Genomic DNA, 12,257 nt, shown 5'->3' on the forward strand with positions numbered 1-12,257 from the left:
TGTGGGTGGGCGGACGCGTCAGGGGCGGAACGGGAAGCCGTACAGGTGGACGGACACGTGCTCGCGGTTCTCGCTGTCGCCGGCCGCCTTGGCGGCCCTGCCGCGCTCCCGCCAGCGGCGGCCCAGGGCCTGCAACTCGTCGTTCAGTTCGGCGAGTTCGGCGGCGGTGAGATCGAGCAGCCACTCGGAGGTGAAGGCCGCGTCCGTCCACTCGCGGCCCCAGGCGGCGCCCTGGTCCAGGTAGGTGCGGACCTGGGCGGCGCGGCTGTCGAGCAGGCCGCGGGTGACGGCGCCGACCGCGGCCGCGCCCTCGGGCGTCCCGGCGAGGTCCGACTCGCGGAAGCCCCAGCCCTCCTCGGAGGCGACCTGCCACCACCGCTCCCGTCCGTCGGCGCTCTGACCGGTCGCCTCGACGACGAAGTCGAGTTCGGCCAGCTTGCGCAGGTGGTAGCTGACCAGGGACGGCGCCTGGTCGACCTGCTCGGCGAGCTGCGAGGCGGTGGCGGTGCCGGCCGCGTAGAGCAGGCGATAGAGCTGCATCCGCAGGGGGTTGGTGAACGCCTTGAGGCGGGAGAGGTCGGTGATCCGCTCCGGCCGGGGGGTTTCGGGCATGCCTCCACGGTAGGTGCGAAAGGAAAGTTGCGCAATGAAAACTGCGCAATAAAAATTTCGGAGACCTCAGGGGCTCCGGGACGCGGTCCGGAGCCCGGCCACGGGTTCGCCGGGTCGGGCGCCGTGATCGACCGAGCCCCCGTCCGCAGTCGCGGACGGGGGTGTGCGGGTCCGGTCGGCCGCTCGGGCTCAGCCCGCCGCGCGGTAGGCCGTACCCACGCGGTTGGGGGTTGCCCGGTTGTAGAGACCGGTGCCACCGCGGTCCGCGGAGAGGGTGAACCACGCGTAGCGTTCGACGAAGGGGAGGCCCTGGAGCATCGCGGTCGACTTCGTCACGAACGCGGCCTGCTGTTCCGGTGTCGGATACCTCGGGGTGCCGCTGGAGAAGTCGATCAGGGCGTACTCGGTGAGCCAGATCGGCTTGTTGTAGCGGTTGTGGACCGCCTGGAGGTAGCTGCGCAGTTGACCGGTCGCGGCGTCGGCGCGGAAGTCCGAGCCGTACCAGTGCAGGGGGACGAAGTCGACCTTGTAGTGGCGGGAGGCGGCGCCCTTCATGAACCGGTCGAGCCAGCCGCCCGCGACGTCGCCGCCGCCGGCCACTGCGGGTGCGCCCAGGCTCATTCCGGTCGACTGGAGCCGGGGCCACAGGTCGAGGGCCCGGGACACGTTCATGTTCGCCTGCGCCGGCAGGTCGGGTTCGTTGAACCCGAGCAGCGTCGTGCCCTCCTTCCTGGCTGTCGCGAGCTGTGCGTCGGTCACCGAGGCCGCCCCCCAGATCATGGGGACGAACTCGACGCCGGCCGGCGGCTTGATCTGCTGCCGGTCCGAGGCCCAGGTGAAGAACCAGCCGACCCCGGAGTCAGCCAGTGCCCCGGTGGCGTCGGTGAAGTTCCAGGCGCTCACGCCCTTCTTCTTCACCGGGGCGGCGGACGCGTCGGCGGTACTGCCGACCGTGAGGCAGGTCAGCACCGCGAGTAGAACGGCGAACAGGCGTGTTCGACCCGGCAAGACGTTCCCCTCCTTCGATCACGCGGGTCCGAAGGTGACGGTGAAGCCGCTGCAGCGGCTGCACTGCTGCATCACCTTGTTGCCCGGCACCTGGTCCTGCTTGGACCAGGTGTAGGCCTTGGGGCACTTCGCGCTGAGCGCGCGGCTGTAGTCGCTGGGGGTGTCCCGGCTGGGGTTGGTGCACAGTACGGGCTTGCCGTCCGGCCCGCGCGTCAGGTCGGCGGGTGGGCAGTAGGGCAGCAGGTTCGTCGCGCAGCCCCGCGTCTCGCAGCCTCCGCCGGCCGGCGCGGCGTTCACCGGAGTGATCGTGATCGGCAGCGAGAACGCGTTCACGTAGCTCACGTCGTACCAGGGAGCGGCGCCGTCCTTGCTGTCGAAGTTGAACTCCGCGAGACCGACGGGCTGTTCGCCCGTCGTGCAGTGGTCGGCCGACGGGCCGCAGTCACCCACCCGGCAGTGGAAGGTGCTGCCGGAGGCCCCGCCGCAGCCCTGCCGTGCGAAGAACTTTCCACGCCAGTGGAACGGGGCGGCCGTCTCGGGAATCGCCACCGTCGCGGACTGCCCGGGAGCGAGGACCGGTAGCCGGGTGAACTGCTTCGACCCGTCGGCGTTGACGCCGCTTCCGATCCAGAGCTTCTGGGACGAGTGATTCACGAACGTCACCGTGTGGTTGACCGCCGCAGCCGCGACCGGCGCGGTACGGGGGAGCACTGCCGCGCCCGTCGCCGGCCCCGCGCCCGGCAGCACCACGGTCAGTGCGGCAGCGGCCGCCGCGACGAACAGCCTGGTCAGGAACCTGTGCATGACTTCTCCGTTCCGCTCAGCAGGTCAGGTTGGTTCCGGGGGAGGTGCCGAGGATCTGCGCGAACCTCTGGTACAGGTCGACCCTGTCCTTCATCTCGGCGGTGTTCCTGCCGTTGCACTCGACGGCGCCGTTGATGCTGCGGATCGTCTGGCCGAAGCCGGCGTCGGTGACGATCGCCTGGTGGGCCGTCATGGAACCGGGCCCGGTCTGGGTGTTCCAGTACCAGAGCGCGGTCTTCCACGCGACCTGAGGATTGGTCTGGACCAGGTCGGGGTTGTGGAGCAGGTCGATGTGCAGGGCGTCCCCCGCCGCCTTGTAGTTGAAGTTCCAGCTGAGCTGGAGCGGCCCTCGTCCGTAGTAGGCCGCGCGTCCCGCCGGACACCCGTAGGGCCGGGCGGCGTCGCAGTACGTCGGATAGTTGGCGGTGTTCTGCTCCACGACGTGGCGCAGGCCGCCGGTCTCGTGGCTGACGTTCGCCAGGAAGGCCGCCGCTTCCCGCCGCTTGACCTGATCGTTCCCGGTGTGTGCGAAGGCGGGGTAGGCGCTCATCGCGCCGACCAGTGCCTCGTAGGTGTAGAACTGGTTCCTGTTCGGGAACATCCGGCCGAACTGGGCCTTGCTCACGACGAAACCGGCCTGGTCCGCCGCCGTCGCGTGCGTCGGTCCGGCCGTCGACTCGTCGGAGGCGGAGGCGGAGGCGGAGGTGGAGGTGGACGCGGAGGCGGCGGTGGGCAGGGCGATCGCCGATACGGCTGCCACTGCCGCGGCGATCCTCAGGGCTGAGCGTCGAAGGGACATGCGGGACCTTCCTCGCGTGGTGACGGATTCTCCGAATGACCGTGCCGGGGGCGCCGGATGATCGTCCGGCGGCGGATCCGTGGAGACATCCGTGAGACTCACTGAGGTTCCGGAGTGCCGTACGCCGCCGGGCCGCCCCTCGGTGATCCGGGCGTGACGTGCGCGACGTTTGGCGCCCCGCCCGAGCCGGTTAAGGTCATGTACATGCGGATTCCGTACATGGTCGGCGTGACCGGTCGGGGAGCCGAACGAGCACTGCTGGCGGACCTGGTCGCCGATGTCGCGGCCGGCCGTGGGGGCAGCCTGCTGGTCGAGGGCGAACCCGGCATCGGCAAGTCCGCGTTGCTCGCCGCACCGCTCGCCGCGGCCGGGGCCGCCGGCTGCGAGGTCCTGTTCGGGCAGTGCGACGAGCTGGGGCAGCGGCTTCCGCTGTCGGCCATGACACGACTCCTCGGCGTGCCCCCGCGTTGGGCCGACCCCCGGCACGCGGAGGCCGCACCGCCGTCTCGACGGCCGCACACCTGCGCGGACCGGGACACGCACCTCCTCGCCGCCGATCCGGTGGCGGCCGCCACCGAGCAACTGCTGACCCGTGTCGACCGGCTGTGCGCGTCCGGACCGGTGGTGCTGGCACTGGAGGACCTGCAATGGGCCGACGAGACGACCCTGCTGATGTGGCGCCGCCTGTGCCGGACCGCAATGCGGCGGCCGCTGCTGGCCATCGGGACCTGCCGGCCGGTGCCCCGCCGGCCGGGCCTGGCGCGGCTGCGCCGGGAGCTTCGCCCCCAGGGCGGACGGGTGCTCTCACTCGACCCCCTGAGCGAGGCGGGCGTGTCGGAGCTGGCGGGTGTGCTGGCCGGCGGAACCCCCGGGCCGCGGCTCACGGCCCGCCTCGGCTCGGCGGCCGGAAATCCGCTGTACATCAGGGAGTTGCTGGACGCCCTCGCCCGCGGCGGATCCCTGCACCGCGCCGCCGGCACGGTGGAGCTGTCCGCGGAGCGCGGAGACCCGGGTGACCTCCGGTCGCTGACGGACGTCATCGCGGACCGGCTGGCCTGTCTCTCGGCCAGGGCCCAACAGGCGCTGCGCGTCGCCTCCCTGCTCGGACCCGAGTTCTCGGCAGCGGAGCTGACGGCAGCGGCGGGAAGCGGTGACCTCCTGACGGTGGTGGAGGAGGCGCTGAGCGCGGGCGTGCTGGAGTCGGCCGGGCCCCGGCTGCGGTTCCGTCACCCCCTGCTGGGAGAGGTGCTCCACGAGACCATCCCGTCCGCCCTGCGCGCGGGGCTCCTGCGGCGGGCGGTACAGGAGCTGACCGCCGCCGGGGCGCCGATCGAGCGCGTGGCCGCGCTGATCCTGCCGGCCGTGCGGGAAGCCGACGGCTGGGAGTGGGAGTGGCTCGCCGACCACGCGGCGCAACTGGTCGACCGGGCCCCGGCGCTCGCTGCCGACCTGCTCGAACACGCCCTGCGGCAGACGGACGCGGACTGTCCGAGGCACCACCTGCTGGCCGACCGGCTGGCGGCGCTCTACTTCCGCACCGGGCCCGTCGAGCGCGCCGAGCAACTCGCCCGTAGCATCCTGCTGGCGACCTCCGACCGCGAACTCGTCGGACGGGCCAGGTGGTTGCTCGCCGGCGTCGCGCTGCGGGCCGGCCGCTACCAGGACGTGGAGGCGAACTGGCAGGCGGCCGTCGGCGACCCGCGGCTCGGGCCGCGCTGGAGGGCAGGCCTGCTGGCCCTGCTCGCGCTCGCCCGGGGCTTCCAGGGCCGGCTCGGCGCGGGCCGCACGGCCATGACCGAGGCACTCGCCGAAGGGGTGCGGCTCCACAGCGCCACCACCATCGGCTACGCCCTGAACGCGGGCGCCCTGATCCGCAGCCGGGAGGGCGACCAGGCCGGTGCGCTGGCCCTGGCCGACCGCGCGCTGGCGGAGATCGGCGACGACCGCGAACTCGTGGACCTGAGGCTCATGCTGCTCGGCCACCGGGCTGTGGCGCTGGACGGCCTCGGCCGCCCCCAGGAGGCGGAGGAGACCCTGGCGCACGCCCGTACCCTCGCCGGGCGGACCGGGGAGACGCTGCTCTCCATGAGCCTGGTCAAGATCGCCGAGAGGCACTACGAGCACGGTCGCTGGGACGACGCCCAGGCGGTCCTGGACGAGGTCACCGACCTCCCGCAGGAGCGCTGGCAACTCGCCCGGCACAGCCTGCGGACGCTGATCAGCGCCCGGCGGGACAGCGGGCAGGAGGCCGCCGGCCACCCGGACATCCTGGATGCCCGGACGGTGCCGCCGACCTGGCCCGTCGCGGCCTCCTACCGGATCGTGGCCCGCAGCCTCGCCCTCGAACGCACGGGCAGGCCCCGCGAGGCCCTCCAGGTGCTCGCGGCGCTGCTGGCCCCCGCGTACGAGTACGACACCAGGAGGCATCCGGAGTGGCTGGCCGGCCTGGTCCGCCTGGCGCTGGCCGTGGACGACCGGCGCACGGCGCGGACCGCGGCGCTCGCGAGCCGACGCAACGCCCACATCGAACCGCTGCCCGCCACGCGGGCGGCCGCCCAGTGGTGCCGCGGACTGCTGCACGACGACCCGGCCCGGCTGCTCGTCGCGATCGACCACCACCGCACCGCCGACCGCCCCCCTGACCTCGGAAACGCCCTCGAGGACCTCGCCGTGCTCCACGCGGCGTCCGGGGACCGCGACGCGGCCCGCGCCGCGTTCGGAGAGGCCCTCGCGGTCTACGCCGAGCTGGGCGCGGTCTGGGACGCGCGGCGCGCCGCCGCCCGCATGCGCCCCTGGGGAGTGCGGGCCGGGATCCGGGGACCGCGGTCCCGGCCGGTCTCCGGCCGGGACGCGCTGACGGTGACGGAGCAGCGTGTGGCCGAACTGGTCGTGCAGGGGCTGTCCAACCCCGACATCGCCGCGATGCTGCTGCTCTCGCGTCGCACGGTGGAGACCCATGTCTCCCACATCCTCGGCAAGCTCGGCGTCCGCTCACGCCGGGAGGTCGCCGCGGCGACCGGGGCGCGCAGCCACCGGGCCGCGGCCCGGTGATCAACGGTCGGCCGAAGGGCTGACGGTGCGTGCCGGAGCGCGCCCGCGTCCTGACCGCGTGCCAGGAGGGTGTCGAGGGCGGCGAAGAACTCCTCGCCGGTCGCCGGGGTCAGCACGCCGGCGACCCGGGCGGCGGCCAGCACGTTGTAGTCGCCGGCCACCGACTCCAGAGCAGTCTCCAGCACCCGGGCCAGTGCCGATGCGGGATCGGGGTCGTGGGCGGCCGCCCGGATGACGGGCCGCACCCGCTCGTCGAAGCGCGCGTCCAGCACGGCCCGCAGGGATCACGGCCTTGTCGGGGAAGCGGCGGAAGAGCGTGGCGGCCCCGACACCGGCCCGGCGCGCCACGTCGTCCAGGTGGGGGTCGTGGCCCTGTTCGGTGAAGACCTCCCGGGCAACCGCCTCTTCCGCCCAGCCCCACCGAGAAGGACCACAGCCGTGCCAGCCCTCGCACTCACACCCCCGGAAGCCGCCCGCTGGGCCGCCCGCGCCGGACTCCGCCTGCCCGCCGAGCGCCACGCCGCGGTGACCGTGGTCGCCGACCACATCCACCACGTTGTCGCCGTCCTGCGCGAACTGGACTTCGAGGACGTCCCGCCCGCCGCCGCCTACCACCCCGTGCAGGAGGAGCACCGTGCAGCCGTATGAGCTGTCCCTGGCCGCCGCCGCGGACGCGATCCGGGCCCGGCGCCTGTCCCCGGTAGAACTGGTCGACTCCGTCCTCGGCCGCATCGAGGAGGTGGAGCCGCACCTCGGCGCCTACGTCACCGTCACCGCCGAGCGGGCGCGCCGGGCGGCGGCCGAGGCCGAACACGAGGTGGCCCACGGCCGCTACCGGGGACCACTGCACGGCATCCCGATGGGGCTGAAGGACCTGATCGACGTCGACGGGATGCCCACCACCGCCAGCTCCCGGGTCCGCGCCGGCCACCGCGCCGGGGCGGACAGCACGGTCGCCGCGCGCCTGGGCGCGGCCGGCGCCGTCCTCCGAGGCCGTCTCCGACGCCTACGTGCGCCTGAGCGCCCCCGCCAACATCACCGGGGTGCCCGCCCTGACCGTCCCGGTCGGCCACGACCCGGCGGGCCTGCCGATCGGCCTGCAGCTGCTCGCCCGCCCCCTCGGCGAGCCCGTACCCCTGCGGGTCGGTCACGCCTACGAGTCGACGCGGCCCGCCCGGGCCCTGGCCGGAGCGGTCTGAGCGGTCTGGGCGGGCGCCCGGGCCCGCGGGCGCCCAGCCCGTCAACTCCCCGCAGCGGTTAGCCTGTTCCCCATGCCGACCACCCGCCCCGCAAGTCCGGCCGCCGTGAGCCCCGGCGGCCCCACCGTCCGCGACCGCCTGCTCGAACTCGGCTCACCGCGCGCGGCGGCGGCCGTGCTCACCGGGACGAACGCGCTCTACCTGCTGCTCGTGGTCTTCGGGAACGTCACCGACTTCGCCACCAACCAGCAGTTCGTCCAGCACGTGCTGGCGATGGACACCACCTTCCGCGACCAGGACCTGATGTGGCGTGCCGTCACGTCCCCGGGTCTGCAGAACGCGGCGTACGTCGCGATCATCGCCTGGGAGGCGCTGAGCGCCCTGGTGCTGACGGCGGGGACGTTCGCCTGGTGGCTGCGGCCCGCAGTGGCACGCCGGCTCAGCACCCTCGGCCTGCTGCTGATGCTGCTGCTCTTCGGGGCCGGGTTCATCGGGATCGGCGGAGAGTGGTTCGCGATGTGGCAGTCGAAGGCGTGGAACGGCCTCGACGCGGCGATCCGCAACGTCACCCTGGCGGGACTGGCCCTGGTGGTGGTGAACCTGCCGCACCGCACCCGGGCCCCGGCGGAGTGAGGGAAACAGTGCTCCGCCGGCCCGGCTAGGGTGTCCGGCATGCCGCTCGTCGACGTGACCCACGCGCCCACCGTCCCCGAGTCCTCCCTGCGCGAACTGGGATCGGTGCTGCCGCATCTGGTGTCCCTGGCCGTGGAGTGCCCCGAGGAACCGTACGACGGCGATCTGCGGCCCGGAGACGTCGAGATCCGCTTCCGGTCGCTGGGCCCGCTGGACCGGAGCGGGCTGGCGGTGGAGATCGAGATCAAGTCCAAGTGGTTCGCCAGCAGGGAGGCCAACCGGCAGGAGCGGGTGGACGCGCTCCACGAGAGCATCCGCGCCGCGACCGGGCTCGTCGACTTCGGCGTCTACCTGTCACTGCCGATCGCCGCCTGGTCCCAGGGGGACTGACCGCTCACGCGCCCCCGCTCCATCGTTGCCGACTGCTCGCCGCGCTGCTCGCCATGCTGGTCACTTCCGAACGTGACACCATCGACAGCTACGCCCCGGGCAGCCGCGGAGCCCATGAGCCTGCCCGCGCAGCTGCTGCGCGCCTTCCTGCCACCCCGCACCGTCCGGCACCGACCGGGGTCGTGTCCACCGCGGTCCTGGAGCCCGCCTACGACCTCGGTGGGCGGATCCCCCCGGTGATGCCGCAGCGTGACGGCGGTCGGCCGGTCGGTGATGCTGACGTTGGTTGCGTGGTGAGTGCGCTCACACGGTAATGCTGTGTACGACGACGGATAGTGGTGTCCGTTTCCGCTGCTCGAGGACCGCTCGGTGAACGGGTGAGGACGGGCTCGGGCAGGAGCGGAGGGGGTTGCCGGGCGCCGTCGGCCCGCCGCGGAGCCCCACCGACGAATCGGTTCCGGACTCCCCGGCTACGACGGGGGATCGTTCCGGGGAGCTCTTGGCGGTCGCCGAACCGGTCTGGCAGCTTGGCATTTGTCGTCAGCCAGACCGGCTCCTGTCCCGCCGGATGCGCTAACCGCCGAGTCACACCCCGCGACCGTTATGGCCCCTGTCCGGCCGCGGTCCAAAACGGGGGGCTCGGCCCAACCCGATTGAGGTCTTGCTCTACATGCCCGCTTTCAAGCTCCGTATGCGTACCTCTGCCGCGATCCTGGCCGGCGCCGCCGGTGTGACCGCCCTGGGTGCCGCCGTGGTCCCCGCCGTGGCCTCGGCCGCGGACGCCTCCCCGCAGGCCGTCGCCGCCCGGATCGTCCCGGCGAACCAGCTGGCCTCGTTCAGCCAGATCGTCTCCCACGAGTCCGGCTGGAACGTGACCGCGACCAACCCGAGCTCGGGCTCCTACGGGCTGGGCCAGGCGCTGCCGGCCTCCAAGATGGCCTCGGCGGGCGCGGACTGGAAGACCAACCCGGCCACCCAGATCAAGTGGGCGCTGGACTACATGAACACCCGCTACGGCAGCCCCAACGCCGCGTGGACGTTCTGGCAGAACCACCACTGGTACTGAGCCGACCATTCGGCTCCTCCCGCCTCGGCGGTCGGACAGGGGCCGCCGGGGTGACCGACGAGGGCCCGGGCCCGCGCCCATGCGCGGGGGCCCGGGCCCTCGTGCTTCTCCCGGCGCCGTCCTGCACGCCCGTCGCCAACGGCAGCTACCCCGACGAGCTGGACGGGCCCGACGAGTTGGACGAGCCCGAGGAGCTCAGGCACTGCCATCCGCCCGGCTGACCCGCGCCCGGCGAGTGGAAGTAGGCGGTGACGGTCTTGCCGTCCTTCTGCAGACGGGTGTGCCAGTGGTCGGCGAGTGCGTCGACCAGTGCCAGGCCGCGCCCTCCGGTGGCTTCCGGCGTCGCCGCCCGGGGGCGGGGGAGCCGGCTGCTGTGGTCGTGGACGCTCAGGTGGAGGCAGCGCCCGTCCCAGGTCAGCACCAGCTCCGCGTCGCTGCCGGCGTGGACGTGGGCGTTGGTGCTCAGTTCGGACACGGCCAGCACGACCGCGTCCGCGAGGGCCGGCGCGTCCCGGTTCCAGCCGAGGGTGTCGAGATGCCTCCTCGCCCACTCCCGACCGGCCCGTACTCCCGCGCCGAGCGGAAGCCGCCGGGCCCATCCCACTCCACTCCTCCTGGACATGAAGGCCTCCCTTCAGGTGCGTGCCACCTTCGTGTGCCCGCATCCGGCGGCCGCATGCGACCGGGATCACGTCCCGCCCGCTGACCACCGCTCAGGAACGCGGCCGCAAGCCGCCGGTGGCGATCCCGTGCTTCCGCGCCGGAGGGGGAGGGAGGGCGGGAGGGCGAGCCGCCGGCATGGAACCGGAGCCTGCGGGAAGGCGGTCGTCACGGAGCGCGTCGCCGAACAGGCGGCGCCGTGACACGAGGAGAGACATGAGCGCCAGCAGGATCTGGGAGTTCCGTTCCGAATCCGGCCACGTCTCGGGCACCGACCTGGTCGGCTTCCACGTCGAAGCCACCGACGGCCCCATCGGCAAGATCGACAAGCACTCGGAGGAGGTCGGCGCCTCCTACCTCGTGGTCGACACCGGCCCGTGGATCTTCGGAACCCGGGTCCTCCTGCCCGCGGGCACCGTCGCCAGGGTCGACCAGCACGACAAGAAGGTGTACGTCGACCGCACGAAGGACGAGATCAAAAACGGCCCCGTGTTCGACCCCAACCACGGCACCGGCACCGACTACCGTGCGGGCTACGACGCCTACTACGGCCCCTTCTACGTCGGTCCCTTCCTCTGACCTCTGACCTCTGACTTCTGGTCTCCGACCTCTGGCCTTCGGCCCTTGACCGGCCCGCCGGTGCGCCGTGCTCCCGGTCGCACCGGCCGGCCGGACAGTCCGTGGCGCGGGCTCAGCAGGCCTGTTCGGCGGCCGGGAGCGGGGCGCGGGTCGTCTCCCGGACGGTGGGGAGCAGGAGGACGGCGAGATTCGCGGTGCCCACCAGGGCTGCGCCCAGGAGCAGAGGTGTCGTGGTCCCGATGCCCGCCGCGAGGGGCGCGGCGACGGCGAGGCCGAGCGGTCGGGCGGCGAAGGAGATCAGGGTGTCGAACGATCCCACGCGGCCGAGGGCTTCGGGCGGGATGCGGCGTTGCATGGTGGTCTCCCACAGCGGGTTGAGGACGCCGACTCCGAACATCCCGGCGAAGTAGGCGGCCGTGACGACCGGGACCGGTAGCAGAAGGGCGAACGCCGTGAGCGGGAGTGCGAAGACGGCGGCGCCGACGGCGACGCCGACCAGCGGTTGGCGGATAGGCAGCCGGGAGGCGGCGTAGACACCGGCGACCGTGCCCACCGTGCCGACCTCGGCGATGACGACCCAGGCGGTGTCCCCGCCCAGGTGGCGTACGGTGATCAACGGGCCCAGGGTGAGGAGGACGCCCGCCGTCAGGTGCCAGACGCCGTGCCCGAGGACGTTGGCCAGGAACCAGGGGTGGCGGCGGGTTTCGGCCCAGCCCTCGCGCAGTTCTCCCAGGAAGGCGCTCCGCTCGGCGCGCTGGAGGGAGCGGTCCGGCCGCAGGCCGCCGAGAGTGGAGGCGGACGCGATGAACAGCGCGCCGGTCAGCAGGGAGGACCACCCGGCCCCCACCAGCAGCATCAGGCCGCCGGCTGCCGCGGGAGCCGCGATCTGGGCGAGCCCCTGCGCGGCCCCGAGTTGCGCGTTGGTACGAAGCCGCTCGGCGCCGGTTACCACGGCGGCGACCAGCGTACGGACGGCCGGTGTCCCGAAGGCCACGGCCGCGCCCGTGATCGCCGACAGCACGGCCAGATCGGGGATCCGCAGCCCGCCGCCGAGCAGTTCCGCCCCGATCGCGAGTTGTGCGGTGGCGCGGACCAGGTCCGCGGTGAACACGACCCGCTGCGGGGGGAAGCGGTCGGCGACCACTCCCGCGACGGGCAGCAGGACGAGCATGGGGAGTAGCTCGCAGGACAGCACGAGGCCGAGGTCCGTCGCCGAGCCGGTGCGGACGACGGCGAGGGTGAGGGTGGTCGGGATCAGCGCGGTCGCCAGGGCCGCAAGGGTGCGCCCTGCCAGTAACCGACGGATCGGAGAGGTCATGACCCGCACGGTACTTCGTCGGCTCGGCGTCACAGGCGGAGGGTGGCGTCGCCCGGTTGAGCCGCTCCCACAGCGCGCCGCGGTCCCGGTGCCGTGGCGGGGTGTCGACTGTCGTGCCGCGAGTCCCGCAATCGGTTC

14 protein-coding genes and 1 pseudogene are annotated in these 12,257 nt (G+C 73.1%); 8 read left to right on the top strand and 7 right to left on the bottom strand.

Annotated elements, in window-relative coordinates; genetic code table 11:
• Positions 1–18: 18 nt before the first annotated feature.
• The 4 genes from BOQ63_RS40425 to BOQ63_RS40440 form a co-directional block, all read right to left on the bottom strand.
• Positions 19–612 (bottom strand): winged helix-turn-helix domain-containing protein, encoded by a 594-nt coding sequence (locus tag BOQ63_RS40425; RefSeq protein WP_030279131.1) that lies wholly within the window; start codon positions 610–612, stop codon positions 19–21.
• A 189-nt stretch (positions 613–801) separates the two neighbouring features.
• Positions 802–1,620 carry a glycoside hydrolase family protein gene (locus BOQ63_RS40430; protein ID WP_072655968.1) on the bottom strand — a complete coding sequence of 273 codons (819 nt, stop codon included), beginning with the start codon at positions 1,618–1,620 and terminating at the stop codon, positions 802–804.
• 18 nt (positions 1,621–1,638) lie between these two features.
• Positions 1,639–2,424, bottom strand: coding sequence for a thaumatin family protein (locus BOQ63_RS40435; protein ID WP_030555580.1), 786 nt, complete (start codon positions 2,422–2,424; stop codon positions 1,639–1,641).
• A 16-nt stretch (positions 2,425–2,440) separates the two neighbouring features.
• Positions 2,441–3,223, bottom strand: a complete 783-nt coding sequence (locus BOQ63_RS40440) for a chitinase (protein WP_072655969.1) — start codon at positions 3,221–3,223, stop codon at positions 2,441–2,443.
• A gap of 204 nt (positions 3,224–3,427) precedes the next feature.
• Between BOQ63_RS40440 and BOQ63_RS40445 the strand changes: the two genes are divergently transcribed.
• Positions 3,428–6,274, top strand: coding sequence for an ATP-binding protein (locus tag BOQ63_RS40445; protein ID WP_454131413.1), 2,847 nt, complete (start codon positions 3,428–3,430; stop codon positions 6,272–6,274).
• Here the strand turns inward: BOQ63_RS40445 and BOQ63_RS40450 are convergent, their stop codons facing one another.
• Positions 6,275–6,793 (bottom strand): helix-turn-helix domain-containing protein, encoded by a 519-nt coding sequence (locus BOQ63_RS40450; protein ID WP_078938989.1) that lies wholly within the window; start codon positions 6,791–6,793, stop codon positions 6,275–6,277.
• On the opposite strand from BOQ63_RS40450, the gene BOQ63_RS40455 reads away from it, so the two are divergent.
• The 6 genes and pseudogenes from BOQ63_RS40455 (at position 6,713) to BOQ63_RS40480 (ending at position 9,562) form a co-directional block, all read left to right on the top strand.
• On the top strand, positions 6,713–6,922 hold the full coding sequence (locus tag BOQ63_RS40455) for a hypothetical protein (RefSeq protein WP_072655971.1): 210 nt from the start codon (positions 6,713–6,715) through the stop codon (positions 6,920–6,922). The two genes, BOQ63_RS40450 and BOQ63_RS40455, sit on opposite strands and share 81 nt — an antisense overlap.
• A pseudogene (locus BOQ63_RS40460) lies at positions 6,909–7,271 on the top strand (amidase family protein); the annotation flags it as partial. The gene BOQ63_RS40455 and the pseudogene BOQ63_RS40460, both read left to right, overlap by 14 nt.
• A 13-nt stretch (positions 7,272–7,284) precedes the next feature.
• Complete coding sequence (locus BOQ63_RS40465) at positions 7,285–7,473, top strand: amidase family protein (protein ID WP_072655972.1); 189 nt, start codon at positions 7,285–7,287, stop codon at positions 7,471–7,473.
• Positions 7,474–7,545: 72 nt separating this feature from the next.
• Positions 7,546–8,106 carry a DUF2165 domain-containing protein gene (locus BOQ63_RS40470; RefSeq protein ID WP_078938987.1) on the top strand — a complete coding sequence of 187 codons (561 nt, stop codon included), beginning with the start codon at positions 7,546–7,548 and terminating at the stop codon, positions 8,104–8,106.
• A 39-nt stretch (positions 8,107–8,145) separates the two neighbouring features.
• Positions 8,146–8,496: a hypothetical protein gene (locus tag BOQ63_RS40475; RefSeq protein ID WP_072655973.1), complete on the top strand. Its 351-nt coding sequence runs from the start codon at positions 8,146–8,148 to the stop codon at positions 8,494–8,496.
• A gap of 691 nt (positions 8,497–9,187) precedes the next feature.
• Entirely contained in the window at positions 9,188–9,562 is a 375-nt protein-coding gene (locus BOQ63_RS40480) for an aggregation-promoting factor C-terminal-like domain-containing protein (RefSeq protein ID WP_051835457.1), read from the top strand.
• 145 nt (positions 9,563–9,707) lie between these two features.
• Here the strand turns inward: BOQ63_RS40480 and BOQ63_RS40485 are convergent, their stop codons facing one another.
• Entirely contained in the window at positions 9,708–10,184 is a 477-nt protein-coding gene (locus BOQ63_RS40485; protein WP_046386946.1) for an ATP-binding protein, read from the bottom strand.
• Between the two features lie 254 nt (positions 10,185–10,438).
• Between BOQ63_RS40485 and BOQ63_RS40490 the strand changes: the two genes are divergently transcribed.
• A complete protein-coding gene (locus BOQ63_RS40490) occupies positions 10,439–10,801 on the top strand; it encodes a PRC-barrel domain-containing protein (RefSeq protein WP_072655975.1) in 363 nt (120 codons plus the stop codon).
• Positions 10,802–10,913: 112 nt separating this feature from the next.
• Here the strand turns inward: BOQ63_RS40490 and BOQ63_RS40495 are convergent, their stop codons facing one another.
• Complete coding sequence (locus BOQ63_RS40495) at positions 10,914–12,119, bottom strand: MFS transporter (RefSeq protein WP_046387114.1); 1,206 nt, start codon at positions 12,117–12,119, stop codon at positions 10,914–10,916.
• Positions 12,120–12,257: the final 138 nt, after the last annotated feature.

Origin of the sequence: Streptomyces viridifaciens (genome assembly GCF_001888885.2) — a bacterium.
GTDB lineage: Bacteria > Actinomycetota > Actinomycetes > Streptomycetales > Streptomycetaceae > Kitasatospora > Kitasatospora aureofaciens.